Origin of the sequence: Candidatus Poriferisocius sp. (genome assembly GCF_965214065.1) — a bacterium.
Lineage (GTDB): Bacteria > Actinomycetota > Acidimicrobiia > Acidimicrobiales > Bin134 > Poriferisocius.
Window position 1 is genome coordinate 226474 of sequence record NZ_CBDCAT010000026.1, and the last position, 26652, is coordinate 253125.

General features: G+C 66.0%; 19 protein-coding genes. 12 read left to right on the forward strand and 7 right to left on the reverse strand.

The window, feature by feature from the left end; all coding sequences use genetic code 11:
• The first annotated feature begins 9 nt into the window (after positions 1-9).
• Genes ACOOGG_RS05290 through ACOOGG_RS05305 form a run of 4 tightly spaced genes read left to right on the forward strand, consistent with a single transcriptional unit; the run spans position 10 to position 3702 of the window.
• A complete protein-coding gene (locus ACOOGG_RS05290; RefSeq protein WP_420433022.1) occupies positions 10-1461 on the forward strand; it encodes an FAD-binding oxidoreductase in 1452 nt (483 codons plus the stop codon).
• Positions 1462-2373 carry an FAD-binding protein gene (locus ACOOGG_RS05295; protein ID WP_420433024.1) on the forward strand — a complete coding sequence of 304 codons (912 nt, stop codon included), beginning with the start codon at positions 1462-1464 and terminating at the stop codon, positions 2371-2373.
• Positions 2370-3533 (forward strand): (Fe-S)-binding protein, encoded by a 1164-nt coding sequence (locus tag ACOOGG_RS05300; RefSeq protein ID WP_420433026.1) that lies wholly within the window; start codon positions 2370-2372, stop codon positions 3531-3533. The genes ACOOGG_RS05295 and ACOOGG_RS05300 overlap by 4 nt, the downstream gene beginning before the upstream one ends.
• The gene (locus ACOOGG_RS05305) at positions 3523-3702 is read left to right on the forward strand and encodes a hypothetical protein (protein WP_420433028.1); all 180 of its coding nucleotides are present in this window, start codon (positions 3523-3525) and stop codon (positions 3700-3702) included. The genes ACOOGG_RS05300 and ACOOGG_RS05305 overlap by 11 nt, the downstream gene beginning before the upstream one ends.
• A gap of 297 nt (positions 3703-3999) precedes the next feature.
• Here the strand turns inward: ACOOGG_RS05305 and ACOOGG_RS05310 are convergent, their stop codons facing one another.
• Together ACOOGG_RS05310 and ACOOGG_RS05315 are read right to left on the reverse strand one after the other, a co-directional pair.
• Positions 4000-6606 carry a hypothetical protein gene (locus ACOOGG_RS05310; protein ID WP_420433030.1) on the reverse strand — a complete coding sequence of 869 codons (2607 nt, stop codon included), beginning with the start codon at positions 6604-6606 and terminating at the stop codon, positions 4000-4002.
• Positions 6607-6867: 261 nt separating this feature from the next.
• Entirely contained in the window at positions 6868-10758 is a 3891-nt protein-coding gene (locus ACOOGG_RS05315) for a hypothetical protein (RefSeq protein WP_420433388.1), read from the reverse strand.
• Positions 10759-11287: 529 nt separating this feature from the next.
• Between ACOOGG_RS05315 and ACOOGG_RS05320 the strand changes: the two genes are divergently transcribed.
• Together ACOOGG_RS05320 and ACOOGG_RS05325 are read left to right on the forward strand one after the other, a co-directional pair.
• Positions 11288-12571: a DUF222 domain-containing protein gene (locus ACOOGG_RS05320; RefSeq protein WP_420433032.1), complete on the forward strand. Its 1284-nt coding sequence runs from the start codon at positions 11288-11290 to the stop codon at positions 12569-12571.
• Positions 12572-12614: 43 nt separating this feature from the next.
• Complete coding sequence (locus tag ACOOGG_RS05325) at positions 12615-14126, forward strand: hypothetical protein (RefSeq protein ID WP_420433034.1); 1512 nt, start codon at positions 12615-12617, stop codon at positions 14124-14126.
• Between the two features lie 68 nt (positions 14127-14194).
• Here the strand turns inward: ACOOGG_RS05325 and cofH are convergent, their stop codons facing one another.
• The 5 genes from cofH to ACOOGG_RS05350 form a co-directional block, all read right to left on the reverse strand.
• Positions 14195-16435 carry a 5-amino-6-(D-ribitylamino)uracil--L-tyrosine 4-hydroxyphenyl transferase CofH gene (cofH, locus tag ACOOGG_RS05330; RefSeq protein ID WP_420433390.1) on the reverse strand — a complete coding sequence of 747 codons (2241 nt, stop codon included), beginning with the start codon at positions 16433-16435 and terminating at the stop codon, positions 14195-14197.
• A 53-nt stretch (positions 16436-16488) separates the two neighbouring features.
• Positions 16489-17592 carry a transaldolase gene (gene tal, locus ACOOGG_RS05335; protein WP_420433036.1) on the reverse strand — a complete coding sequence of 368 codons (1104 nt, stop codon included), beginning with the start codon at positions 17590-17592 and terminating at the stop codon, positions 16489-16491.
• 5 nt (positions 17593-17597) lie between these two features.
• Positions 17598-19571: a transketolase gene (tkt, locus tag ACOOGG_RS05340; protein ID WP_420433038.1), complete on the reverse strand. Its 1974-nt coding sequence runs from the start codon at positions 19569-19571 to the stop codon at positions 17598-17600.
• A 24-nt stretch (positions 19572-19595) separates the two neighbouring features.
• Entirely contained in the window at positions 19596-20711 is a 1116-nt protein-coding gene (locus tag ACOOGG_RS05345) for an FIST signal transduction protein (protein ID WP_420433040.1), read from the reverse strand.
• A gap of 77 nt (positions 20712-20788) precedes the next feature.
• A complete protein-coding gene (locus ACOOGG_RS05350) occupies positions 20789-21532 on the reverse strand; it encodes a fatty acid desaturase (protein ID WP_420433042.1) in 744 nt (247 codons plus the stop codon).
• Between the two features lie 200 nt (positions 21533-21732).
• Here ACOOGG_RS05350 and ACOOGG_RS05355 point away from each other — a divergent pair, with 200 nt between their 5' ends.
• Genes ACOOGG_RS05355 through ACOOGG_RS05380 form a run of 6 tightly spaced genes read left to right on the forward strand, consistent with a single transcriptional unit; the run spans position 21733 to position 26652 of the window.
• On the forward strand, positions 21733-22377 hold the full coding sequence (locus ACOOGG_RS05355; protein ID WP_420433044.1) for an acetate--CoA ligase family protein: 645 nt from the start codon (positions 21733-21735) through the stop codon (positions 22375-22377).
• Entirely contained in the window at positions 22374-23846 is a 1473-nt protein-coding gene (locus ACOOGG_RS05360; protein ID WP_420433046.1) for an acetate--CoA ligase family protein, read from the forward strand. The genes ACOOGG_RS05355 and ACOOGG_RS05360 overlap by 4 nt, the downstream gene beginning before the upstream one ends.
• A gap of 30 nt (positions 23847-23876) precedes the next feature.
• Entirely contained in the window at positions 23877-25379 is a 1503-nt protein-coding gene (locus tag ACOOGG_RS05365; protein ID WP_420433048.1) for a D-alanyl-D-alanine carboxypeptidase, read from the forward strand.
• A gap of 26 nt (positions 25380-25405) precedes the next feature.
• On the forward strand, positions 25406-26050 hold the full coding sequence (locus ACOOGG_RS05370; protein WP_420433050.1) for an LON peptidase substrate-binding domain-containing protein: 645 nt from the start codon (positions 25406-25408) through the stop codon (positions 26048-26050).
• Between the two features lie 42 nt (positions 26051-26092).
• Positions 26093-26434 (forward strand): hypothetical protein, encoded by a 342-nt coding sequence (locus tag ACOOGG_RS05375; RefSeq protein WP_420433052.1) that lies wholly within the window; start codon positions 26093-26095, stop codon positions 26432-26434.
• Entirely contained in the window at positions 26431-26652 is a 222-nt protein-coding gene (locus tag ACOOGG_RS05380; RefSeq protein WP_420433054.1) for a hypothetical protein, read from the forward strand. The genes ACOOGG_RS05375 and ACOOGG_RS05380 overlap by 4 nt, the downstream gene beginning before the upstream one ends.

A 26652-nucleotide genomic window follows, 5' to 3' on the forward strand; every position in this document is an offset into this window, starting at 1 on the left:
TACTGGCCGATGAGGTTTCTTCGAACCACTGGTAAAGACCCCCTTGTGGAGGATCTCTGCCAAGTACTGCCTGCCGACCGGGTTAGGGCCGCCACTCTGGAGCGCTCCATCATGGGCCGGGACGCCTCGATCTTCGAGGGGGGCCAGGCCGGTCCGGTGTGCTTTCCGATCAGTACTGAAGAGGTACAGGGCTGTGTGGATGCGGCGCGGCGCAACGGCCGGGCGGTGGTTCCCCGAGGGGCGGGCACCGGTTTGGCCGGGGGGGCAGTGCCCTTGGATGAACCGGTGGTGGTGGTCACCACCAAGATGAACCGCCTGCTATCGGTGGATGCGGATCAGAGGGTGGCCTGGGTCCAGCCGGGCATGATCAACCTGGACCTCAGCCGGGCCGTGGCGGAGTATGGCCTGCATTTCGCTCCCGATCCCTCCAGCCAGCAGGTGTGTTCGCTGGGTGGAAACGTGGGCACCAACGCCGGCGGTCCCCACTGCCTGGCCCATGGAGTGACTAGTGCCCATGTGCTGGCCGCAGAGGTGGTTCTCATGTCGGGCGAGGCCGTGGTGCTGGGCGACCCCGACGGCTGGGCCCCTGGGTTGGACCTGCGGGGGGCGTATGTGGGCTCGGAGGGAATGCTCGGAATCACGACCAGCATCGCAGTGCGGCTCACTCCGAACCCGCCCGCGGTGCAGACCCTGCTGCTGGCCTTCGACTCGGTGGACGAGGCGGCTCAGACGGTGAGCGCGGTGATCGCCGACGGCATCGTGCCCGCGGCCATCGAGATGATGGACAAGAACATCATCTGGGCAGTGGAGAACTTTGTGGGGGCTGGCTTTCCCACCGATGCGGCCGCGGTGGTGATTGTGGAGGTTGATGGGCTGCCCGGCGGGGTGGCGGCTGAGGCCGATCGGGTGGCTGAATTGGCTGTTGAGCGAGGCGGGAGCGTCCGTCGAGCAGCTGACGACAACGAGCGAGCTTTGATATGGAAGGGCCGCAAGAGCGCGTTCGGCGCCATCGCCCAGATAAAGCCCAACTACTACCTGCACGACACGGTGGTGCCCCGAACTCGACTGGCCGAGGTGATGAACCAGGTATACGAGATCGTCGAAGAGCACGATTTGCAGGTAATGAACGTGTTCCACGCCGGCGATGGCAACCTCCACCCGTTGCTGCTCTACGACCGCCGGGAGCCGGGGATCATGGACCGGGTTCACGCCGCGGGATCGGCCATCATCGAGGCCTCCTTGGCCGCAGGTGGGGTGCTGTCGGGCGAGCACGGCATCGGTATCGAGAAGCGTGATTTCATGCCGCTCATGTTCAGTGAGGCCGACTTGGACGCCCAGGCCCGGTTGCGTCAGGCGTTCGACCCTGACGAGATGGCCAACCCCGGCAAAGTGCTGCCCACCGGAGCCAGCTGCGCCGACGTGAACGCGCTCGAGAAAGTGCCCGAAGGAGTGTGGGGATAGGTGACCGGCGGGGAGGCCGGAGAAGCGCTGGAGTCGTTCGCCGCCGAGGTGGGGGCAGATGGCCCAGTGGCTGTGGTCGGCGGACGTACCCACTGGGAGGTGGGGGGGCGGTGCCCCGAAGAGACCCGCTTGATGCGGGCTCCGGTGGGAGTGCGGAGTTTTGACCCGGCCGACATGACCATTCGGGTGGGCGCCGGTACGCCGGCTGAGGAACTCGACACCGCGCTGGCCGAGGCCGGGCAGCGGGCCAACTTGCCGGTATTACCAGGAGCCACCGTGGGCGGTGTGCTGGCCGTGGGACGCGATGATGAGCATGCTCTGGGCCGAGGGCGGCTTCGCGACGCCCTTTTGGAAGCGGTCTATGTGGCCGACGACGGCCGCCTGGTCACCGCAGGCGGCCCGACGGTCAAGAACGTGTCGGGCTTCGACCTATGCCGCCTGCTGGTGGGATCGCTGGGCACACTAGGGCTGCTGGGGGAAGTGATTCTGCGCACCTGGCCCCGGCCAGCGACCCAGCGATGGCTAGCGGGGCCGTGCGATCCGGTGGAGTTGCGTCGCCTCCTGTTCAGCCCGTCGTCCATCCTGTGGGACGGCAACACGGTTTGGGTCCATCTGGAGGGCCATGAGTCGGATGTGGAGGCCGAGACTGATCTGGCTCGGTCGCTGGGCTGCGAGCCAACCGATGGACCGCCGCCTTTGCCTGCCTATCGGGTACCGACAGGCGCGCTGAAGGCCGAGGGATTCCCCGGCAACTATGTGGTGCAGGTCGGCACCGGATCGGCTTATGTGTCGGAGCCGATTTCACTTTCCGAGCCCGACCCCGCGGTTATTTCGCTGCACCGGCGGCTGAAAGCCCAGTTCGACCCCCGAGGTCGTCTCAACCCCGGGCGCGACCCGCTGGCGGCGGCATGAGTGCAAGGGTCTCACTGGGAATCAATCCTGAGGAACTGGCCTCGTGCGTGGCGTGTGGGCTGTGTTTGCCTCACTGCCCGACGTTTCGGGTAACCGGTGAAGAGTGGGCCTCGCCCCGGGGGCGAATCAGCGCCATGCGCCAGGTGCAGGATCAGGGCGCGGCCATCGACCAGGCGTTCTTGTCTTCGATGGACACTTGTGTGCAGTGCCGGGGTTGCGAACCGGCCTGTCCGTCGGGGGTGCCGTTCGGCTCGATGATGGAAGCCACTCAGGCCGAAATGAACCGTCAGCGGCGGGTGGACTGGCGTCGGTGGAGGTTTCGGCTTCTCGGACGTCCTCGACTGCTGAACCTGCTGTCGCGGATGCTGGCCGTGGCCCAGCGGCTGCGGCTAGTGCCATCCAAGAGGCTGGGGTTGCCCAAGATTCCCCTGCGACAAGATCGGCTTCAAGCTTCGGGCGACGACGTGTGGCTGTTCACCGGTTGCGTGATGGACGCCTGGCAGCGGTCGACCCATGCGGCGGTGAAGCGGGTGGTGGAAGCAACTGGGGCCGGGGTGGCTCTGCCCGGTGCCGGTGCCGCGTGCTGCGGAGCGCTTTCGCTCCACGCTGGCTTGGATGACCATGCCCGCTCATTGGCGGTGCGAACGATGAAGACTCTGGACGGCTCGGCCCCGATTCTGGTGGACTCGGCGGGATGCGGGGCCGCCCTCAAGGAGTATGGCAAGCACTTGGGCACGCTAGAGGCCATTGCCTTCAGCGAGCGGGTGCTGGACGTCCACGAGTGGCTAGCGGCCCATGCCGACCGACTGCCATTGGTGGGGGAGCAGGCTGAGGAACTGACCGTGGCGGTTCACGACCCCTGCCATCTGCGCCATGTGCAGCGGGCGCATGAGCCCGTAGCCGAGGTACTGGCCCGCTACGCCAACGTGGTGACCCTGGACGACGACGGCCTGTGCTGCGGGGCCGGTGGCGCCTATGCGGCCATGCAACCGGATCTGGCGGCGTCGATTCGAGAGCGCAAGCTGGAGGCCATAAGGCGCTCTGGCGCAACTATCGTGGCCAGCGCCAACCCCGGCTGCACCATCCATTTGGCCAACGCCGGAGTGGCAGTGCGCCACCCCCTGGAAATCGTGGACGAGGTTTTGGACAGTGACCGTTGAGCACATCCGCACCCAGCTCGAGCAGATCGCCGAACAACTCGACGACCTGGCCATGTCAGCACTGCGCGACGCGGTGGAAGAAGGGGCCACAACCCGCCCCGAGGAAGAAAAGAAGCTGACCCGAGCCCGCCGGTCAGTCGAGAAGGCAATCTCGATCTTGGAGGCTTAGCCCCTCTTCCGGAAAGGACCTACGCAGATCGACGTTGGTCCTTGCAGATGTGTATTTGTCGAGTTTGGGCCTTGGAAGAGAAGAAGGCCAGAACCCCGAGGTTGATCGTGACCCCGCCAGCCACTGAAGCTCTTCGCAGCCAGTCAGCGCCCGTTCGCGCGGTGATCTTCACGGTAATGGCGTTATCTGCACCTGCGGATGGTTGGGCAAGGGGCCGGCACCAAGACGACGGCCATCGTCGCCGCGATGCGTCGGATGGCTCGCCGGATGGTTCGCCAAAGAGTAGGCACTGGAGGATTAGGTGTGTGCGGCGCGCAGCGCGGCTGTGGAGGCGGGGTCTAGGGCGAGGTAGCAGCCAAAGCTCTCGTGGTAGCCCCAGCTGACCTGGGCCAAAACGGTTTGGCGGTCGGCGGACTTCGCCACATCCACCGGCTCGGCGCCGAACTTGTGGTGGTCGAAGCACCGCTGGGCCGCCCCTGCGTCCCCGGCGGGGAACCCCTCGGGCGCCGCAGCGGCTTGGAGCACGCCCAAAGCGCCCTCATCGAGGGTGAGGTAGCAGCCGATGCTGTCGTGGTAGCCCCAGCTGAGCTGAGCCAACACAGCCTGACCGTCAGCGGACTTCGCCACATCCACCGGCTCAGCCCCGAACTTATGCACCCCAAAGCACAACTCCGCCGCGCCGCCGTCGCCGGTGTCTTCTTCGGTGTCGGTCGGGTCGGAAGCGCCGTCGCCGGTGTCTTCGGTGCCGCCGCCGGTCTCACCGGAAGCGTCGCCGTTGCCAGGTTCGGTGCCGCCGTCGCTGTCGTCTTCGATGTCAGTCGGATCAGATGCGCCGTCGCCAGGTTCGGTTTGGCCGGTGCTGTCTTGGTCGTCGCCAGGTTCGGTTTGGCCGGTGCTGTCTTGGTCGTCGCCAGGTTCGGTTTGGCCGGTGCTGTCTTGGTCGTCGCCAGGTTCGGTTTGGCCGGTGCTGTCTTGGTCGTCGCCGGTGTCGGAGGGGTCGTCGGTGGCGGTCTCGCCGGAATCGTCTTCGTCGGAGGTCCTGCTGACATCGGTGGTGGTCTCGCCGCTGTCGGAAACAGTGACAGGCACCGTGGTTGTCCCACCCGACCCGACGGGTACTCCCTCCAAGGTTATCGACGTTGTCACACTGGGAGGTGTTAACTGGAGGCCCAAGATGTTACCCCAGCAGTCGATGGTTTGGTCGGCGGCGATGGCGCAGGCGTGGCTGCCGCCTGCGGCGATGGCGGTGTATTGGCCATCGGGCGCGTCGGTCTGCCCGTCACTGTTCCAGCCCCAGCAGTCGATGGTTTGGTCGGCGGCGATGGCGCAGGCGTGGCTGCCGCCTGCGGCGATGGCGGTGTACTGCCCGTCGGGCGCGTCCGCCCGGCCCTCCCCGTTGTTGCCCCAGCACTCGATGGTTTGGTCGGCGGCGATGGCGCAGGCGTGGCTGCCGCCTGCGGCGATGGCGGTGTATTGGCCATCGGGCGCGTCGGCCCGGCCGTACCAGCTGGAGCCCCAGCAGTCGATGGTCTGGTCGGCGGCGATGGCGCAGGTGTAGTCGCCGCCTGTGGCGATGGCGGTGTATTGGCCATCGGGCGCGTCGGTCTGGCCGACAGGGTTGAGGCCCCAGCAGTTGATGGTTTGGTCGGCGGCGATGGCGCAGGCGTGGTTGGCGCCTGCGGCGATGGCGGTGTATTGGCCATCGGGCGCGTCCGCCTGGCCGCTCCAGTTGCCACCCCAGCAGTCGATGGTTTGGTCGGCGGCGATGGCGCAGGCGTGGTCGTTGCTTGCGGCGATGGCGGTGTATTGGCCATCGCGCGGGTAGGTCTGGCCGTACCAGCTGCCGCCCCAGCAGTCGATGGTCTGGTCGGCGGCGATGGCGCAGGTGCGGTTGACGGCGGCAGTGATGGCGGTGTATCGGTCGTCGGTTGGGATATGCACTGTCATTTGCCAGTCGTCTCCGGGGTAGAGGTCTTGCGCGGTGTGGGTCCCGTCGTCGCCGGTAGCAGCCTGGAAGAATCCTGTTCCTGTGGTGTAGAAGGGGCTGGGGGGCATCGACTGGTAGGGGTTCTGGGAGGTGATCCAGCCTGTGACGGGGATGCCTTGGAGGGGTTGGCCGTCGGCGTCGGCGACTGCAACGGTGATGCGTCCTGCCCGCAAAACTTCCACGGTGCCGGCGTTTGTGGTCTGGCCGGCGGCTACCTCGACTTCGGCGGCGGCGTTGTTGGCGAGGTGGCCTGCGCCGTGGTTGCCGTGGGCGATGCGGTAGGTGCCGGGGGGGACCGGCGGGGAGGTGAACTCGCCGGTCTGGAGGTCGACGTCGAGCAGCCAGTCACCGCTGCCCCATAGCGCGTAGTCTCCGTCGGGGGGAGGCCCGCCGTCGGAGCCCGTGAACCGGCCCGACACCCGGCCGCCGGCCTCGAGCTCGACGTCGATGCCTGACAGCGACTCCCAACTCCACAGTTGCTCATAGCCGTAGCCGTCGATGAAGCGGGTAGCGAGGTTTGCGCTGCGGTCCCAGACCATCAGCGTCAGGTTTTCCAGGTTTTCGCCTCTTGTGACGGTCACCGACCACCGGCCCGAGCTGTCGACTCCGGTCTCGGCGAGGTACACTACCGAATACCCCTCCAGCGGCCGGGGGCGTTGGGAGCCGTCATCGGCCAGCCCGGCCGCGCACTCCCCCCAGCATCCCGCCACCACCGTGACCGCCACATCGGCGGTCGACACGCCGCTCGGGGCGGCGACAGTGCCGCTGAAGGTGGCCGCGCTGTCCTGCGCCGCAGCCGGCCCGGCCGCAGAAGACCCCAGCAAAGCAGCCACCAGCGCGACGGCCACCAACAACGCGGCCCTCATACTGCCTGCGGCCCCGCTGGTGTTTGCCGGCGACTCGCTATAACAGAACATGGCGGGAACTCTCCTGAAAAAGGCGGGCACTGACGGCCATCATGGTCGTACAACCCCCCCCCCCCCCGCAAATCTGCGTACGGGCGTCAGCGGCCAGCGCCTTGCCGTTGGCGCAGCACTTCGAGGTTGTCGACCGATGTGGGCCCGCCGGGCAAAAGCCATTGGGCCCGTAGCCAGTCGGACTCTGCTGACACGAAGTCGCCCAAGTTGAAGCAGGCGGCGCCCCGCTTGCTGAAAACCCGATTCGAGCCAGTGCGCGCGCTAGGTGTGCGCGGCGCGCAGCGCGGCTGTGGCGGCGGGGTCTAGGGCGAGGTAGCAGCCGAAGCTCTCGTGGTAGCCCCAGCTGACCTGGGCCAAAACGGTTTGGCGGTCGGCGGACTTCGCCACATCCACCGGCTCGACCCCGAACTTGTGGTGGCCGAAGCACCGCTGGGCCGCCCCCGCGTCCCCGGCGGGGAACCCCTCGGGCGCCGCAGCATCTTGGAGCACGCCCAAAGCGGCCTCATCGAGGGTGAGGTAGCAGCCGATGCTGTCGTGGAAACCCCAGCTGAGCTGAGCCAACACAGCCTCGCCGTCAGCAGACTTCGCCACATCCACCGGCTCAGCCCCGAACTGGTGCACTGCGAAGCAACGCTCCGCCGCACCATCGTCTTCGGGTTCAGCCTCGCCGGAGTCTTTGCCCCCGTCTTCGGGTTCGGCCTCGCCGGAGCCCTCGCCCCCGTCTTCGGGTTCAGCCTCGCCCGAGGGGTCGCCGGTGTCGGTCTCGCCGGAGGGGTCGCCATCGCCTTCGGTTTCAGTACCGCCGGAGCCCTCGCCGCCGCCGGTGTTGGAGGGATCGTCGGTGTCGGTCTCGTCGGAAGCGCTGTCGCCGGAGGTCCTGCTGACGTCGGTGGTGGTCACGCCGCTGTCGGAAACGGTGATATGCACTGTGGTTGTCCCTCCCGACCCGACGGCTACTCCCTCCAACTCCAAGGTTGTCGAATCGATGGGTGTTGCCTGGCCGTCTCTGTTATAGCCCCAGCAGTCGATGGTGTTGTCGACGGTTATGGCGCACGAGTGGGAGTAGTCGGCGGCGATTTGGGTGTATTGCCCGTCAGGCGCGTCGGCCTGGCCGTAGTCGTTTTCGCCCCAGCAGTTGACTGTGTTGTCGACGGCGATGGCGCACGAGTAGCCGTCGCCGGCGGAGATTGCGGTGTATTGCCCGTCGGGCGCATCCGCCCGGCCGTCGTCGTTGTAGCCCCAGCAGTCGATGGTGTTGTCGACGGCGATGGCGCACGAGTAGCCGGTGCCGGCGGCAATTGCGGTGTATTGCCCGTCAGGCGCATCCGCCTGGCCCGCCCCGTTGTAGCCCCAGCAGTCGATGGTGTTGTCGGCTGCGATGGCGCAGGTGTGGTCCCAGCCGGCTGCGATGGCGGTGTATTGCCCGTCAGGCGCATCCGCCTGGCCCTCCCCGTTGTAGCCCCAGCAGTCGATGGTCTGGTCGGCGGCGATGGCGCACAAGTAGCCGTTGCCGGCGGCAATTGCGGTGTATTGCCCGTCAGGCGCATCCGCCTGGCCGGCAGGGTTGAGGCCCCAGCAGTCGATGGTTTGGTCGGCGGCGATGGCGCAGGAGTGGTCATCGCCGGTTGCGATGGCGGTGTATTGCCCGTCGGGCGCGTCGGCCCGGCCGCTGCCGTTGTAGCCCCAACAGTCGATGGTGTTGTCGGCGGCGATTGCGCAGGAGTGGGATTGGCCGGTGGCGATGGCGGTGTATTGTCCGTCGGTTGGGAGCTTCATTATGATTCGCCAGTCGTCTCCGGGATAGAGGTTTTGCGCGGTGTAGGCCCCGTCGTCGCCGGTAGCGGCCCCGAAGACTCCTGTTCCTGTGGTGTTGTAGAAGGGGCTGGAGGGCATCATCTGGTAGGGGTTCTGGAAGGTGACTCCGCCTGAGACGGGGATGCCTTGGAGGGCTTGGCCGTCGCTGTGGGCGATTGAGACGATTATCTGGCCGGGCTGTTGGACTCGAACGGTGCCGGCGTCTGCGGTCTGGCCGGCGGCGATTTCGATTCGGGCCGCGTCGTTGTTGGCGAGGTGGCCGCCGCCGTGGTTGCCGTGGGCGAGGCTGTACTCGCCGGGGGCCACGATTGGGGAGGTGAACACCCCGGTTTGCGGGTCGACGTCGAGGTCGAGCAGCCAGTCACCACTGCCCCATCCCCATAGCGCGTAGTCTCCGGGCGGCGGAGGCCCGCCATCGGAACCTGTGAACCGGCCCGATGCCCGGCCGCCGGTGTCGGAGGGGTCGTCGGTGGCGGTCTCGTCGGAATCGCCGTCGCCGCCGGCCTGCCCACCGCTACAGACGAGTTCTGGTTCCCCATTCCATGCCACAGTGCAATCAACGGTTCCGCCGGGGGCGACGGCTATCCCCTCCGCCGAGGCGTCAAAGACCGGCACAGGCACATTGGCCTGGCCGTACCTGTTGTTGCCCCAGCAGTCGATGGTGTTGTCGGCGGCGATGGCGCAGGCGTGGACGCCGCCGGCGGAGATTGCGGTGTATTGCCCGTCGGGCGCGTCGGCCTGGCCGTATTCGTTGTTGCCCCAGCAGTTGATGGTGTGGTCGGCGGCGATGGCGCAGGCGCCGCCGGCGGAGATTGCGGTGTATTGTCCATCGGGCGCGTCGTATTGTCCATCGGGCGCGTCGGCCTGGCCAAAGAAGTCGTAGCCCCAACAGTCGATGGTCTGGTCTACGGCGATGGCGCAGGAGCTGCCGGCGGAGATTGCGGTGTATTGCCCGTCGGGCGCGTCGGTCTGGCCAAAGAAGTCGTAGCCCCAGCAGTCGATGGTTTGGTCGGCGGCGATGGCGCAAGCGTGTAGGTGACCTGCGGCGATGGCGGTGTATTGCCCGTCGGGCGCGTCGGCCTGGCCGCTGCTGTTGTAGCCCCAGCAGTCGATGGTTTGGTCGGCGGCGATGGCGCAGGCGTGGTCGCCGCCGGCGGAGATTTCGGTGTAGTGCCCGTCGGGCGCGTCGGTCTGGCCGGAGTAGTTGTTGCCCCAACAGTCGATGGTGTAGTCGGCGGCGATGGCGCAGGTGTGGTCGCCGCCGGCGGAGATTTCGGTGTATTGCCCGTCGGGCGCATCGGCCTGCCCGTATTCGTTGTTGCCCCAGCAGTCTATGGTCTGGTCGGCGGCGATGGCGCAAGTGTGGGCGGAGCCGGTGGTGATGGCGGTGTATTGCTGTGGGATTGCGATGTTCGTTTCGATTTGCCAGTCGCCGGGGTACAGGTTTTGCGTGGTGTGGGTTCCGTCGTCGCCGGTGGCGGCCCAGAAGTATCCTGTTCCGCTGGTGCCGAAGGGGCTGCCGGGCATGGACCAGTAGGGGTTTTGGGAGGATATTTCGCCTGACACGGCGACTCCTTGGAGGGGTTGGCCGTCGGCGTCGGCGATCGCGACGGTTATGCGGCCGGCCTGTTGGATTTGCACGGTGCCGGCGTCTGCGGTCTCGCCGGCGGCTACCTCGACTTCGGCGGCGGCGTTGTGGCCGAGGAAGCCTTCGCCGTGGTAGGCGTGGGCGATGCGGTGGGTGCCGGGGGGGACCGGCGGGGAGGTGAACTCGCCGGTTTGGGGGTCGACGTCGAGCAGCCAGTCGCCGCTGCCCCATAGCGCGTAGTCGCCGCCGGGCGGAGGCCCGCCATCAGACGTGGAGAACCGGCCCGACACCCAGCCGCCGGCCTCGAGCTCGACATCGGCGTCGCCGATGTCGACATCGCCGAACTCGACGCCCCCCCAGGGATCCCAAACGAAGTAATAACGGGGAGCGAGCACACCGCCCTCATCCCAAACCAGCAGATTCACATGACTCACACGCTGGCTTTGCGGCTCCGCCACGGTCATCGACCACCGGCCCGAGCTGTCCACCCCAGCCTCGCCGAGGAACTCCACCGCCTCCAAAGGCCGCGGGCGCCCGGCGGAACCCTCGGTCTGCCCCCCGCCATCGCAGCCGCCCCAGCAGAAAGCCACCACCGACACAACCACACCGTCCGTGGACACACCCACAGGAGCAGAGACCGTCCCGCCCAAAGACGCCATAGCGGACTGCGCCGCAGCCGGATCGTCCTGCGCCGCAGCCGGCCCGACCGCAGAAGACCCCAACAAAGCCGCCACCAGCGCAACCGCCACCAACAACGCAGCCCTCCCGCGCGTTGCCCTCCTCGCGGGGTGGTGCGGCGACAAGCTGTCTTGGTTCATGGCTGGGGCCTCCTCAAAGCACAGGGCTCGCTACCCCACATTGGTCTACTGCCCCCCCCCCCCCCGCAAATCTGCGTACGGGCGTCAGCGGCCAGCGCTCTGGTGTTGGCTTGGTGACTGAATAGCATGGCAGTGAACGTGCCGGTGGGGGGATCCGAAACACCCCTTCTCCATCCACGTTCATAGCGAGAGGTCCAGAATTCGTCCGCGCAGGTGATGGCACCGTCGGTTTTGTGCCCGCACATGATCTCGGGACGGGAAGAGACCTCGGTGAATTGGCCGCTGAGGGTGTCAACTTGCAGCTTCCGTTGGAGGCTTAGTTGGATTCCGGTTTGGCCTCTGGGGGGAATGTGGGCCTTGTTGCTTATGTTCAGGTCATATCCAATTGATAACAAGCATTATTCGCTTATTAACGTTTATTCGGGTAGTTGTTGTCACAGAGGTCGGTATACTTGCATGTATGGAGTTTAGGCCTCTGGAACAGGGGAAACAGACTGGTCGAGCGCCTTCCAGGCCGGTTTGGCCGGAGGCGGCTGATGTGGCCGGGCTGTCGCTGTGCGAGCTGCGGGAGCGGCTGGGGCTGATCAAAAAAGCCGAGGCCCGGCTGGCGGCGATGAAAACGGAGACATTGGCCGCCTATGCCAGCCGGGGAGGCGAGGGATTGGCCCGCCGGGTGGCGTTGGAGGAGTTGCAGGCTTCTAAGCAGCAGGCCCGCCGGGAAGTGGAGACCGCCTCCCAGTTCTCGCAGGTTCCCGAGACTCTCGACGCGCTGGGCGCGGGGGAGATTCCCGAGGCCCACGCCAAGCAGATCGCCAAGGCCGCATCCCAGGGGCCGGTTGACGAATCCGTGCTGGTGGAGGCGGCCCGGCGCGAGGACTTCGGAACGTTCTCCCGGACGCTTCGCGATCACCTGCATGAGCGGTCGGGCGACGATGGCAAGTCGTTGATGGCCAAGCAGCGGGAGCGCCGCTCCTTGAGCTTCTTCAAGTCTTCTGACGACGGCATGTTCATCTTGAACGGCCGGTTCGACCCGGTTGCGGGGAACCGGATCGAAGCGGCGCTGGCCGATGAGGTGCGCCGCCAGCGAAACGACAGCGACGCCGGTGATCTAACGGGGTTCGACCAGCGGATGGCCGACGCGCTCGAGAATCTGGTCTGCGCCGACACCGGCGACCGCAAACCCCACGGCACCACACTGATATTGACGGCCGGGTGGGACGCGCTTAACCAGAAGCTGGCCGATGCCCGCCTGCTCGACGGCACACCCCTGCCGATTGACGAGGTCGTGAGACTGGCGTGCAACGCCGACATCGTGCCCGCCGTGTTCAATACCAAAGGCCAGGAACTGTGGGTAGGGCGCAAACACCGCTTGGCCACCGAAGCCCAAAGAGCCGCCCTTATCATCCGCGACAAACACTGCATCGGCTGCGGACGATCAGCGGTGTGGTGCGAAGCCCACCACATTGAAGAATGGCTGAGCGGCGGACGCACCGACATCGACAACCTCGTTCTGGTCTGCAAAAGCTGCCACCACAACATCCACGACGACGGCTGGGTCGTGAGCAGAGACCGAAACGGCGCCTACGAACTACAACCACCACCTAGGCCCTACGCCGAATTCCCCTCTGGGCAGGCACGCTCAGGGCCATCCCTCGCCCGATCTCAATCCAATCCCGAAGCCTTTCCCGAAGTAGGCATCACCACCTGGCAGCCAAAAGAATCCAGGCAGCTGCTATTGAGCTGACACAGTGCTGGCGTGCCGACTAGCGGGGGTAGCATTGCCAGCCATGCCCATGAAGTGGATGTGCCGTGCAATTCTCGTGGTCGCCTCTCTCGGCGCGGTGGCAGCAGTGCCCGCGGGTCCTGCCGTATCTCAGGGCGGCGCTGAGCCGAGCGCGGCGCAGCGGTGCTTTGAACACCACAAATTCGGCGCTCAGCCCGTCGACGCGGCTAAAGCCGCCGACGGCCAAACCGTGTTGGCCCAGGTGAACTGGGGGTACCACGACAGCATCGGCTGCTACCTCACCCTCGACGACACCGCGCTGGCCACCCTGCGAGCAGCGCCCGCCCCCAAAAACCTGCCCACTGCGGAAACCGAAGCGTCAAGACAGTGCTTCGAGCACCACAAGTTCGGCCAACGCCCCGTCGATGTCGCCAAAACCACGGATCGCCAAACCGTCCTCGCCCGCCTCAGCTGGGGCTACCACGACAGTATCGGCTGCTACCTCACCCTCGACGACACCGCCCTAACTACTCTGCGAACCAACGCCCAACCCGAACCGACACCCGACCCGACTGTCAACCCGACCCCCGAACCGACACCCGACCCGACTGTCAACCCGACCCCCGAACCGACACCCGACCCGACCCCCGAACCGACCCCGATTCCAGCCAGCAAGACCGGGACTGGATCAGACATCGTTGCAGTTGCACTCACCGAGGGCACCCACATAGTCGAGATTGAAGCGGCGGCAGCAACCGGACACCTCAGCGTAACCCTCAGCCAGGCGGGCTCACGATGCGACCTGCTCGTAAACGAGATCGTTGACGACCAAGGCGTGTGGACCGGACGCAAAGTGCTAAACGTCGGCGGGTTCGCCGGCTGCGAAACCGGCAACGCCGTAATCGAAGTGGATACCGAACCCGGCGCCCGATGGACCATCACCATCAACCCGACCCCCGAACCGACCCCGATTCCAGCCAGCAAGACCGGGACTGGATCAGACATCGTTGCAGTTGCACTCACCGAGGGCACCCACATAGTCGAGATTGAAGCGGCGGCAGCAACCGGACACCTCAGCGTAACCCTCAGCCAGGCGGGCTCACGATGCGACCTGCTCGTAAACGAGATCGTTGACGACCAAGGCGTGTGGACCGGACGCAAAGTGCTAAACGTCGGCGGGTTCGCCGGCTGCGAAACCGGCAACGCCGTAATCGAAGTGGATACCGAACCCGGCGCCCGATGGACCATCACCATCAACCCGACCCCCGAACCGACCCCGATTCCAGCCAGCAAGACCGGGACTGGATCAGACATCGTTGCAGTTGCACTCACCGAGGGCACCCACATAGTCGAGATTGAAGCGGCGGCAGCAACCGGACACCTCAGCGTAACCCTCAGCCAGGCGGGCTCACGATGCGACCTGCTCGTAAACGAGATCGTTGACGACCAAGGCGTGTGGACCGGACGCAAAGTGCTAAACGTCGGCGGGTTCGCCGGCTGCGAAACCGGCAACGCCGTAATCGAAGTGGATACCGAACCCGGCGCCCGATGGACCATCACCATAGGCGGCGAGTGATGGAACTCCGCCCCAGCGAAACCTTCGCCACCGGGCACGACCTTCTGGCGCTCGGGGCTAGCTAGTACCTAGACAGCGACCCCGTCGTACAGCGTGGTGCGTTGGCGGAGGGTGCGGCCCAAGGGAGCACACAGCGCTTGAAGGTCGTCTTCGGTGGCTTCTTGGCCATGGGAGGCGCCGGCGGCTCGGGAGATGTTCTCGTTTATGAGGGTACCGCCGAGGTCGTTGACGCCGGCTTGGAGCATCTGGGCGGCCCCGGCCATGCCGAGCTTCACCCACGAGGCCTGAATGTTGTGGATCCAGCCGTGGTAGGCGATTCGGCCCACGGCGTGCATCAGCAGCGCCTCCCGGAAAGTGGGACCCCGCCGAGACCGCCGCTGCAAATAGATGGGAGCGGCCATGTGGACGAAGGGCAGGGGCACAAACTCGGTGAACCCGCCGGTCTCCTTTTGGAGTTCGCGGGTGCGGACTAGGTGGCGGGCCCAGTGGACTGGTTGTTCGACCGTGCCGAACATGATGGTCACGTTGGACCGCAGTCCCAGTCCGTGGGCGGTGCGGTGGGCCTCCAGCCACTCGCCGGTGTCGATCTTGTCGGGGCAGATCACGGCACGGATCTCGTCATCGAGGATCTCAGCAGCCGTGCCCGGCAGCGAGCGAAGGCCAGCGTCCATCAAGCGGCGCAGATAGTCGGCCAGCGGCTCCTCCAGGCGGCGGGCGCCCTCGGTTACCTCAAGCGCAGTAAAGCCGTGGACATGGATGTCGGGCACGGCGTCCTTCACGGCGCGGGTCACGTCGATGTAGTAGTCGCCGTCGAAGTTGGGGTGGATGCCGCCTTGGAGGCAGACCTCGGTGGCCCCGGCCTCGGCTGCTTCCACGGTGCGCTCGGCAATGTCGTCCAAGCTCAGCAGGTAGGGGTCGCCCCGCAGGTTGAGCGATAGCGGCCCCTTGGAGAAGCCGCAGAACCGGCACTTGAAAGTACAGACGTTGGTGTAGTTGATGTTGCGGTTGGACACCCAGGTGACTTCGTCGCCCACCGCGGCCTGGCGGAGCTCGTCGGCCAGTGCGGCCACCGCCCGCACCTCGGGACCGCGGGCACCGAACAGAGCGACGATCTCTGGGACCCCGACTTCTTGGCCAGCCCGGACCCCGGCGATCACTTCACCCACGGCTCCTCCGGCGGTGGCGCGACCGTTCGGGACCCCATTGACAGATGGCGCGGCCAGCAGCATCGGTGGCTGGGCATCGGCACCGGAGTACCAACCGGCGTCGTCGGGGCGCCCCATGCCTTCGGCATCGGCCCGGTCCAGCACCGGAAATCGCATGTCGGCATCCAGCCACCGCTCGGAATCGAGGGCGTACTCGGGATACACGGTCAACCGGGGGGCCAAGGCAAACCCCTTGGCCTCAGTGACGGCCCGCAGGCGGTCGAGGGCCGGCCAGGGGCGCTCGGGATTCACATGGTCGGCGGTGATCGGCGACACGCCGCCCCAATCATCGATGCCCGCGTCGAGCAGTTGGCCGAAGTCGTCAGATAGGTTGGGCGGGGCCTGGAGATGGACCTCCTCGGGCAAGATGAGGCGGGCCAGGGCGATCGCCTCCATGTACTCGTCGTGGTCGCAGGGCGGGGCAGCGTGCATGGCCGTGCCCGGCTTGGGCAAGAAGTTCTGCACGATGACCTCTTGAACATGGCCCCAGCGCCGATGCGATTCGGCAATGGCCTCCAGAGCGTCGACCCGGTCGGCCCTAGTCTCGCCGATGCCCACCAAGATGCCGGTGGTGAACGGGATGGCCAGCTCCCCGGCTGCCTCGAGGGTGGCCAGACGCCGCTCGGGGGCCTTGTCGGGCGATCCCCGATGGCAGTCCAGATCGGCCAGGGTCTCCAGCATCATCCCCTGCGACGGGGCGGTCTTGCGGAGCAGGGCCAGTTCCTCGGAATAGAGGGCACCGGCGTTGGCGTGGGGGAGCAGGCCGGTCTTTTCCACCACCAGGCGACTGGCATGGGCCAGGTAGTCCACTGTGGAGGCAAATCCGTGCTCATTCAGCCACTTCGCGGCATCGGGGTAGCGAAGTTCAGGACGCTCGCCCAAGGTGAACAGCGCCTCGTGGCATCCGACTCCTGCCCCCGACTCGGCGATGGCCAGCACCTCGTGATCGCTCAAGTAGGGCGACTCCAATCGGGCGGGTGGCTGGGCAAAGGTGCAGTAGCCGCACTTGTCCCGGCACAGCATGGTGAGGGGGATGAACACCTTGGGGGAGTAGGTGATCCGAGTGCCGTGCACCCGATCTCGCACCGCCCGGGCCCGGGCCATCAGGTCATCGAGGCCCAAGTCCAGCAGGTCTCGACTGGTTGGAGCAGCGATCGTCACCGAGCGCCTTCCATCAACCGGTCGGCGGTGGTAGTCAGGCTCTCGAGCAGATCGTCGAATGACTTCACGAAAGCCGACACCCCTTCTTCCTCCAGCCGGTCGGCCACAGCTTCCAGATCCACACCGACATCGGTGACTCTATCCAGAACCGCCTGAGCCGCGTCGGGGTCGGCGTCCACGGTGCGGGCCAGGGTGCCGTGGTCAGTGAACGCTTCCAGGGTTGCGTCGGGCAGTGTGTTCACGGTGTCGGGTCCGATGAGCTGGTCGACATAGAGGGTGTCAGGATAAGCCGGGTTCTTGGTGGAAGTGGAAGCCCACAGCGGCCTTTGCACCCGCGCCCCCCGAGCGGCCAGGGCCTCCCATCGGGGTCCGGTGAACTTTTCTTTGAAGATCTGGTAGGCCACTTGGCCTTGGGCTACCGCGGCCTGGCCGCGCAACGCCAGGGCTTCGGGGGTGCCAATGGCCTCGAGCTGGCGATCGACCTCGGTGTCGGTACGGCTGATGAAGAACGAGGCCACCCCGGACACCGACGACAAGTCGCCCTCGCGGGCCTCCAGGCCGCCGAGGTAGGCCTCGATGACCTCGGCGTAGCGGGTCAGGGAGAACAAAAGGGTCACGTTGACGCTGCGGCCCTCAGCGGTCATGGCCTGGATGGCGGGCAGTCCCTCAGCAGTGCCGGGAATCTTCACGTAGAGATTGGGGCGATCAACACGTTGGTTGAGCGCCCGGGCGGCGGACAGGGTGCCCTCGGAGTCGCGGGCCAACTTCGGATCGACCTCCACCGAGACGAAGCCGTCGACGCCGCCGCTGGCCTCATGAACTGGGGCGAGCGCGTCGAGGGCGCCGCCGATGTCGGTGAGCACGAGCTCCCAGTAGGCATTGGCGACGCTCAGGCCGTCGGACAGCAACCCGGCGAACTGCTCGTCATAATCGGTTCCCGAGGTCATGGCCTTCTGGAAAATGCTCGGATTGGAGGTGAGCCCCCGCACCCCGCGCTCAACCCAGCGGGTCAGTTCCCCGTTGTCGATCCACTCCCGGCGCAGATTGTCCAGCCAAGGACTCTGGCCGTGGTTGCGATACAGGTCGTGGAGACTGCTCATTGTGGTTACTCCTGGATGTCGATCAGTGCCGCCGCTTGGGCCGCCACATTGGCCGAGTTCATGCCCAGCTTGTCCAGCACCACCGAGCCCGGGGCCGACGCCCCGAACCGGTCGATGCCCACCGGCAGGTCCACCCACCGCTCCCAGCCCAGGGTCACCCCAGCTTCCACCGACAGCTTGGGCACTCCGGGAAGAAGCACTTCGGACCGGTAGGCGGGGTCTTGGGCGGCGAACAGCTCCCAGCAGGGCATGGAGACCACTCGGGCGGCCACGCCCTGTTCAGCCAAGGACGCGGCCGCGTCCACGCATACTGACACCTCGCTGCCGGTGCCCACCAAGATCACGTCGGGATGGGGGCCGTCCACTAGGGTGTAGGCGCCTCGGGCCACGCTGTCGGCCGCCGCGGTCCCCTCCAGGGTGGGCACGTTCTGGCGGGTCAGAATCATGGCGCTGGGGCCGTCCAAATCCACGGCCAGCCGCCATGCCTGGGCCACCTCGTTGCCGTCGGCCGGTCGGAATACCCGCAGTCCGGGGATGGCCCGCAGCGACATGACCTGCTCGATCGGCTGGTGAGTAGGGCCGTCCTCGCCGACACCCACCGAGTCGTGACTCCACACGAAGATGCTGTGGGCCCCAGACAGCGCGGCCAAGCGCACCGCGGGCCGCATGTAGTCGCTGAATACCAGGAAGGTTCCGCCCACCGGCACCACCCCGCCGTGCAGGGCGGCGCCGTTCATTACTGCACCCATGGCGTGTTCCCGGATGCCGAAGTAAATCTGGCGACCGGAAGGATGGGCCGAGCTGAGCGGTTCGGCATCGGCCAGACTTGTGCCCGTGTTTCCGGTGAGGTCGGCCCCTCCCGCAACCAGGCCGGGCACCACGTCGGCCATGGCGTTGAGACAGGCCGAGCTGGCTTTGCGGGTGGCCACCGAGTCGCCCGCTGGCCACGACGGCAGCTTGTGCTCCCAGCCGGGCAGACCCCGGCCGGCCAGGCAGGCCTCATACTCCGAGCGCTGCGAGCCGAGGGCCTCCACTCGCTGCCGCCAGGTCGACCGCTCAGCGGCGCCCCGGCGGCCGGCGGCCCGGTAAGCATCGACCACATTGGCGGGCACATAGAACGACTCGTCGGTCGGCAGCCCCATCACCGCTTTGGTGGCGGCGATCTCGTCGTCGAACAGCGAGTAGCCGTGGGCCTCGTGGTTGTCGGTTTGACCAGGGGAGGGGTAGGCGACATGGCTGCGCACGATGATCATCGACGGGGCGTCGTCAACCGCCATGGCCGTTCGAATGCCTGCTTCCAGAGCGTCGAGGTCGTCGGCTGCCTCGCCCAAGTCCAAGACGTGCCAGCCATAGGCTTCGAACCGCCGAGCGGCGTCGTCGGACAGGGACAGGTCGGTGGATCCATCGATGGTGATTCGGTTGTCGTCGTAGAGGCAGACCAGCCGGTCCAGACGCTGATGCCCAGCAAGTGAGGCAGACTCGTGGCTGATTCCCTCGGAGAGGTCGCCGTCGCTACACAGGGCAAACACCCGGTGGTCGCAGACGTCGGAGCCAAAACGATCGCGCAGCCAGCGCTCAGCCACCGCCATCCCCACCGCGTTGGCAATTCCCTGACCCAGCGGACCAGTGGTCACCTCCACCCCCGCGGTGTGCCCGACTTCGGGGTGTCCAGGAGTGCGGCTGCCCCATTGGCGGAAGTCTCGAAGGTCCTCAAGGGTCAAGCCCTGGCCGGTCAGATGAAGCATGGAATAGAGAAGGATGGATGCATGGCCAGCACTTAGGACGAACCGGTCCCGGTCGGGCCAGGCCGGGTCGTCGGCGTCGTAGCGCAAAATGCGAGTCCAAAGCACATGGGCCAGCGGGGCCATGGCCATAGCCGTCCCCTGGTGCCCAGAGCGGGCCTGGTGGGGAGCGTCCATAGCAAGGCCGCGGATCACGCTGATGCCCTGGGCTTCAAGAGCGGCGGGAAACGCTGCCATAGAAGGATCGATCCTTTCAGATGGTCATGGGAACAACACCACCGAAGCGGTGAACCCGTGGAGGAAATTGTGGCCGCCGATTGGCCCGAGTTCGCCGGCGCAGAACATTCCGGCCACTGGCGCTCTTTCAAGGGCCTCGTGGACCACAGCGGCGTCGTGGTCGGGGCCGTCGAATAAGTGGGTGCCCCGGCCGTTGCAGGTGAACACCAGGGCCGATCTGGCCGAGGTATCGGCCATCAGCTCTCGGAGGTCTTCGTCAGCGGTAGCGGCGTCACGAACTTGGAACTGAATCGTGGTGCCCACTTCAACCGCATCGCCCACCGCCAATGCGCCCGTCTGCTCATCGGCGCCGATCAGCCCACGGATGAGAAAGTCACCCCGGTCAAACTCTGACTTGTGCTCATCGATCACGACGCCCACGTGCAGACCCTTAGCCACCAGTGCCCGGTCGGCCTCGTCCAACCCCAACAGCGTCTCCCGCAGCCGGTCGACCGCGGTACGCCCGCCCATCTCGGTCACGATATTGCCCTCGGATTGGGTGACGGTGAATGGCTGGCCGATGGGCCGGCATCCCTGGGAGACCACAGTTCGAACCTCGAGGCTGGGGTCTAGGAGCACACCTACAGCACCGTCGTCGTAGACCTCCTGGTTGAGGATGAGCCGGTTGTCTCCCGGCTGGCTGGCGGCGGAGGCCAGCCCGCCCACCACCGTCACCGCCGACCCCGCCTTCAACAGCGCCTCACTGGGGAACGTGAACGGGTCGGGAACAGCCAGCAGCGTGCCCTCCGCGTCAGCCGGCATCCCGCCGACGGCCCATCCCTCATGGCTGCGGACTGCTTCGAGTCGCACTGGTTGAGCCGGGCACTGGGATGCGGCCCAAAGGGAGACTGCCGGGCGCTCCTCCACCTCGAGAGGGCCTCCTATCACCGACACCGCGGTGGCGCCGATGAGGGCAGATGGAGCCAGAACCTGATGGACAGCGTCGGCGATTTCGTTGATCGCATCTCGATGGGAGGCCGAGGTGAACAGCACGGCCAGGTCAGGTGATGATCCCACCGCTTCGAGGATCTCTCCGATTACCTCACCAGCGGCGTCGGCCGAGTCAGGATGCTCGGATAAAGCGGCCCCATACCTGCTCACTCCCCGCACGCTAGTCCGGTGGAACGCGCCGCCAGTGGAAAAAACAGGTTGTTACGCAAATGTGGGTCTATATCGGGTCAACCCGGTACAGAAGTGGTGGCCCGAGCGGCCAGAGCATCCACGTCGGCGTGGCGAATCCGGGCCAAACCCACGCGGCTGGCCACACTGATAAACCACCAGCCCAAGTCGAAATGGTGCCAACGGCGGGCGAAGCGGGCCGATGTCGGGGCGGCGTGGTGGTTGTTGTGGTAGCCCTCGCCGCAGGTCAGCCAAGCCAGCCAAGTGACGTTGGTGGCGCTGTTGTCAAACGGGCGGCGCCCGAAGGTGTGGGCCACCCCGTTTACCGAACCTCCCAAGCCGATGTACCCCACGGTGTGGACCGCTGCGGCCACCACGCCGGGAACCCAGCCCAGCCACCACACCAATAGGGCGATTCCCAATGCCAATCCGATGATCCCGCGGTTGAGCAGCAATCGGTCGGGCAGGGTGACGGGGATGTCCTTGGCGTAGCGCTCGGTGGTCTGGGGATCGCGGGCTGAGCGCCGGTAGAGGGCGGCATTGGTGAGCTGCACCCGCAGCCAGCCCAACCGAACCGGTGAGTGGGGGTCTTCAGGGGCATCGGTGAACGCATGGTGCTTGCGGTGGACTGCGGCCCACTGGCGGGCGGAGATCCCGGTCGCCGCCCACAAGAACACTTTGAAGAAGCTGCGGAGCGCGGGATGCAACTGCACTGCCTTATGGGCCAAGTCGCGGTGCAGGTACACAGTGGTGGCCAGATTGGCCAACTGGGTGAGGGCGAGTCCTACAACGATCGCGATCACTATCTGCACAGCTTGAACTCCTGACGGGTCATGACTGGTGGGTCATGGCTAGCCGCCGACTCCGACAGCCACGGGTGTGACCCTAGAAGATAGGCGAGGGTTACATACCATACTGCCTGGTGCCGCCGCCTGGTGACGCCGCCCGATGCTGCCGCCGTTGGAGTGGGGCAGGACAAGGCAGACGGGTAGCTTGGTCGGAGATGGGGGTGTTGTCGGAGTTTGAGTCGAAGCGGCTTCTGGCCAGCCACGGCGTTGTGGTGAGTCGAGACCGGCTGGCTCAGTCGGCGGACGAAGCGGTGGTCGCGGCAACAGAGATCGGCGGCCCGGTGGCCCTGAAGCTGTGCGGCCCGTCGCTGGCTCACAAGAGCGAGCGGGGGCTGGTGCGGCTGGGTCTGGATAGACCCGATGCGGTGCGAGACGCCGCGAAGGACCTGCTCGCCGCGGCCACAACCGACGGCGGCGAGGTGGCCTTGCTGGTGTCGGAGATGGTGGCCGGGCATCGTGAGCTCATCGCCGGCGTCGTGCTCACCGAGCAATTCGGCGCCGCGCTCATGCTCGGCTTGGGTGGCGTGCTGGCCGAGGCGATCGGGGAGGCGGTATTCCGACTGCTTCCAACAAGTCAGGCCGATTGCCAGGACATGATCGATGACCTGGCAATTCCTGCCTTACTGGGCCCACTGCGGGGCGAGCCGGCGGTGGATCGGGATGCGCTGGCCGCCACTCTTTTGGGTCTGGCCGAAGCGGCGGGCGGGGAGGGAATCCAGGCCATTGATGTCAACCCCCTGGTCATTCGCGACGGCCAGCCGGTGGCGGTGGACGCCCTTGTCGTGGTGAGCAGCTCATGAGCCCCACCCCGTTCGATCTCTTGTTCAATCCCCGAGGCATAGTGGTGGCCGGCGCTTCCACCCATCCGGGGAAGTTCGGTTTCGTCGCTCTTCACAACGTGTTGGCGGGGGGATTCGACGGGCCGGTTTTCGCCACCAATCCCGAGCAGCCGACCATTCTGGGGCTCGACACGCTGGCATCGGTCGAACAGGTGCCCGCGGGGGCAGCCGATATGGTTCTGGTCTGCACGCCCCCTCAGACCTGCGCCGACATCCTGCGGTCAGCAGCCAGCCGGGGCATCGGCGCGGCCTTCATCGCTTCCGGCGGTTTTCGGGAAGCCGGCGCCGAGGGTGCCCGCGCCGAGGAGGAGCTTGTTGATCTGGCCCGCTCGCTGGGCATGACAGTGGCTGGGCCCAACGGGCAGGGATTGATCTCCACCCCGGCCAAGCTGGCCGCCCAGATCGTGGCGCCAGTTCCGCCTCCCGGCCCCATCGCGGTGGCCAGCCAATCGGGCAACCTGGTGTCAGCGCTCATGAACTACGCCGCGCACAGCGGGGTGGGCATCAGCCGGGCGGTGAGCGCGGGCAACGCGGCCATGGTGGGAGTGGTCGACTACCTGGGCTGGTTTGCCGGCGATCCCCATACCAAAGCCATGGCCGCCTATGTCGAGGGAGTGGGCGACGGCCGGCAATTCGCGGCTGCCATCCGGAAGGTGTCCGAGGCGAAGCCGGTGGTACTGGTCAAAGGAGGCACCACTCCTCGGGGGGCAAAGGCCGCGGCCAGCCACACCGGGGCGCTGGCCACCGATGACCGGGTTTTCGACGGCATGGTGCGCCAGAGCGGTGCAGTGCGGGCTGCCACCATCGAAGAGGCGTTCGATGCCGTCGCCGCCTTCGCCACCCAGCCGCTGCCCGCTGGTCCCCGCACGGTCGTGCTGTCCAGCGCGGGTGGGTGGGGCGTCATCGCCGCTGACGCGGTGTCGAAGTCCAGCCTGGAGCTTGTCCCCCTTCCTGCTGATCTGGAGGCGGCCATCGATCGGCTGGTGCCGCCCCGCTGGAGCCGCCACAACCCTATCGACCTGGCCGGGGGCGAGAGCCGCGACACCATTCCGGAGGCGATCCACTTGGTAGCCGAGCATCGTGAAGTCGACGCGGTGGTCTATTTGGGAATGGGCATTCAGGCCAACACCGCCTCCCATCTGCGGTCAGGCCCGTACTTCCACTCAGCCGAGCTGGCCCGAATCTGCGAGTACCACGAACGCCAAGACAGCCGCTTTGCCACAGCTGCGGCCGAGGCATCAGCCCAAACCGGCAAACCCATCCTGGCCGCCACCGAGCTGGCCGTCACCCAGCCCGGCAACTCCGGGCCGGCTGCGATGGCGGCCGGAAACCGCTATTGCTTCCCCTCCGCCGACCGTGCAGTGCGGGCTCTGCACCACCTGTGGTGGTACGCCCAATGGCGCAAGCGTCATCTGCGAGCCAAAGCGTGATCAGCGAGACGGACCACTAGGATTTCCGCGGTGCGTCGAATCCTGATGCCCCTTCTGCTGCTAGCGGTCGCCCTCGGAGCCCTTCTCGGCTCCAACTACCTGAGCGACCGGCTTCACGAAAACCTCGGCGAAGTGGCAGCTGACGACACCGTTCCCCCTGGAGTCGGCACGCCTTTGATATCCACCCTTCGCTTGCGGGAGCTGCTGACCCCGTCGCTGACCGAGCCCGACTTCTTCACCACTCTGGACGACCTGATGGCCACCGCCCCCACGGCCGCTTGTCTCTCCATCACCCTTGACGGCCACGACCCCCCGTTCTACGAGAGCGGTGCCAACACCCAGGTGAGGCCTTCTGAGGCACTGGTCTTGCTCACCTTGGCGACTGCCCACCAGGTGCTCGGCCCTGATCACACGTTCACCACCTCGGTCCAATCCACCGTTCCGATGGACGGGGGGGTGGTGAACGGCGACATCTACTTGGTTGGCGGGGGCGATCCGCTGCTGTTCACCGAGGGATTCCTGGCGACGATGACCGAGGACCGAGACCTGATTCACACTCCCATCGAAGACCTGGCCCAAAAGCTGGTGGATGACGGTTTGACCCTGGTGACCGGTGCGGTGGTGGGGGACACCACTCGCTATGACGATCTCCGTTACGTCCCGTCCTGGCCGGAGAGCGTCATCGATTCCGAGAAGATCGGCACCCTGCTTGCCCTGCAATTCGATGACGGCTGGGTGCAGTTCCCCATCCCGGCATCTGAACAGGCAACCGATGGGGCTGATGGAACAGGCGAGCAGGAAGAGGCGGATGTCTATCTGGCCGCAGAGGATCCGCCGTTCTACGCGGCCGCGCTCTTCGACGACATGCTAGAAGCCCGCGACGTGGTCATCCGCCGCAGCCCCCGCTCAGAAGCGGTGCCCGAGGACGATGAGGTGTACGTGATGGCGACGATCGAATCGGCACCACTATCCGATCTCTATGGCCAGATCCTCGCCAGCCGGGACATCGAGACCATCGAGCTGCTGCTCAAAGAGGTAGGTCTGGCCGCTTTGGGCACCGGTAGCACCAGCGCCGGATTTCAAGCAGTAGAGGAAATGCTCAACGACGCGGGAATCAACATAGACCAGCTCCAACTGCTCCAATTCGACGGCTCGGGACTCGATCCGGCCAACGTCGCGACCTGCCCTGTGTTCACCTCGCTGCTGGACAGCGCGGAGTTCAGCCCGCTGTTCCACGAACTTCTCCCTACCGCGGCTGAAGTCGGCCCGCTGGGGAATCGGTTTGCCGGAGTCCCGAATCCGGGACGGATCACCGGATTCTCAGGCGGAATATCGAACGTCACTGCCATGACGGGCTACATCGATATCGGCTTGGGCCAAGAAGTGACGTTTGCCTTCATTGCCAACCAGCCCGGCGCCGACGACAACCGGGCTATCCGAGACCTGGAAGAAAATATCGTGCGCCATCTGGCCACCTTGGCGGCAAAACCGAGCCTCGACGACATCAGCCTCCAACCGATCCGAAACAGCTGACCGGTCTCGAATAAGGCCCTGGATCAATGACCGTGAACGATACAAGCACGATGGCCATGTTCCCCCTGGGGATGGTGCTGATGCCCACGATGGTTGTGCCGATCCACGTATTCGAGCCTCGCTACCGACAGATGGCCAGGGACTGCATGGACGGGGCCCGCGAGTTCGGGGTGGTGCTCATCGAGCGCGGTAGCGAGGTAGGCGGCGGAGACATCCGCTCCGCCGCCGGAACCGCGGCCGGGATCATCAGCGCCCAGGAGTTCCCCGACGGGCGATGGGGTCTGGTTGCCGGTGGTACGCGCCGGATTCGGGTTTCTCGTTGGTTGGAAGACGACCCGTATCCCCGGGCCGAGGTTCAAGACTGGCCCGATGCCGCCGACGGAGGCGACGACGGCGAGGAAATTGCCGCCAAGCTGCCTCCGGTGATTGCCATGTGGCGCCGGGTGCTGGCTTTGCAGTCCGAATTGGGAGCGCCAGGACCTCCGGCCACATTCGAGGTGTCCGACGACCCTGCGATCGCGATATGGCAGCTCGCCGCCCTGTCTCCCAGCGGGCCGCTGGACCGACAGAAGCTGTTGACCGCGGAGAATCCGGCCCGCCGTTTGAGCCTGTTGTATGAGTTCCTCGCCGACGCCGAGGAACTCATACAAGCCCGAATCGAGATGGGGTAGTGGAAACCACCGGGATAGGCTGATCGATTGCAGGAGGAAGCCGTGGCCAAACGTTCAAAAGCTGCCCGAAAAGGGAATTCGCCCAACGAAGCGTTGTCCGAACTGAAGACGCTGCTTATCGGCTATGGCCGACAGGAAATCGTTACTCCCCTCACCCAGTTGGGGAAGACGCTGAAGCTGGGCATCCTCGGCGCGCTGAGCATCGGCGTGGGGCTGGTTTTCCTGTCCATTGCCGGATTGCGCTTGCTCCAGACCGAGGCTTCCGGGGTGTTCGACGGAAACATGAGCGCCCTGCCCTATCTGGTGGTGCTAGTCGGACTGCTTTCTGTGCTGGCGGTCCTGGTGGCCACCAGGACTCGCATATCGAGAGGAGGCCGCTCATGAGCGATATGGAGATGGATCGCGAGTCGATCGGCAGGGACGATATCCAGGCAAAGTTTGAAGACCTGAAACACAGCCTGGACCGCACCGCAGAAGCGGCTCGCACGCCGATGCTGACCGCAGGCATTGCGATTGTGGCGGTGCTGGTGGTTTTGGCCTTCCTGTTGGGACGGCGGCGCGGTCGGGCCAGCCGGACCGTGGTCGAAGTCCGCCGGGTCTGA

Bases quoted from the DNA above. Each gene is read 5' to 3' on its own strand.
- cofH (WP_420433390.1), bottom strand. From the start codon at position 16,435: ATGGCCCGGGCCCGGGCGGTGCGAGATCGGGTGCACGGCACTCGGATC.
- ACOOGG_RS05360 (WP_420433046.1), top strand. From the start codon at position 22,374: ATGAGCCCCACCCCGTTCGATCTCTTGTTCAATCCCCGAGGCATAGTG.
- ACOOGG_RS05320 (WP_420433032.1), top strand. From the start codon at position 11,288: ATGGAGTTTAGGCCTCTGGAACAGGGGAAACAGACTGGTCGAGCGCCT.
- ACOOGG_RS05300 (WP_420433026.1), top strand. From the start codon at position 2,370: ATGAGTGCAAGGGTCTCACTGGGAATCAATCCTGAGGAACTGGCCTCG.
- ACOOGG_RS05310 (WP_420433030.1), bottom strand. From the start codon at position 6,606: ATGTTCTGTTATAGCGAGTCGCCGGCAAACACCAGCGGGGCCGCAGGC.
- ACOOGG_RS05325 (WP_420433034.1), top strand. From the start codon at position 12,615: ATGCCCATGAAGTGGATGTGCCGTGCAATTCTCGTGGTCGCCTCTCTC.
- ACOOGG_RS05380 (WP_420433054.1), top strand. From the start codon at position 26,431: ATGAGCGATATGGAGATGGATCGCGAGTCGATCGGCAGGGACGATATC.
- tkt (WP_420433038.1), bottom strand. From the start codon at position 19,571: ATGGCAGCGTTTCCCGCCGCTCTTGAAGCCCAGGGCATCAGCGTGATC.
- ACOOGG_RS05290 (WP_420433022.1), top strand. From the start codon at position 10: ATGAGGTTTCTTCGAACCACTGGTAAAGACCCCCTTGTGGAGGATCTC.
- ACOOGG_RS05355 (WP_420433044.1), top strand. From the start codon at position 21,733: ATGGGGGTGTTGTCGGAGTTTGAGTCGAAGCGGCTTCTGGCCAGCCAC.
- tal (WP_420433036.1), bottom strand. From the start codon at position 17,592: ATGAGCAGTCTCCACGACCTGTATCGCAACCACGGCCAGAGTCCTTGG.
- ACOOGG_RS05370 (WP_420433050.1), top strand. From the start codon at position 25,406: ATGACCGTGAACGATACAAGCACGATGGCCATGTTCCCCCTGGGGATG.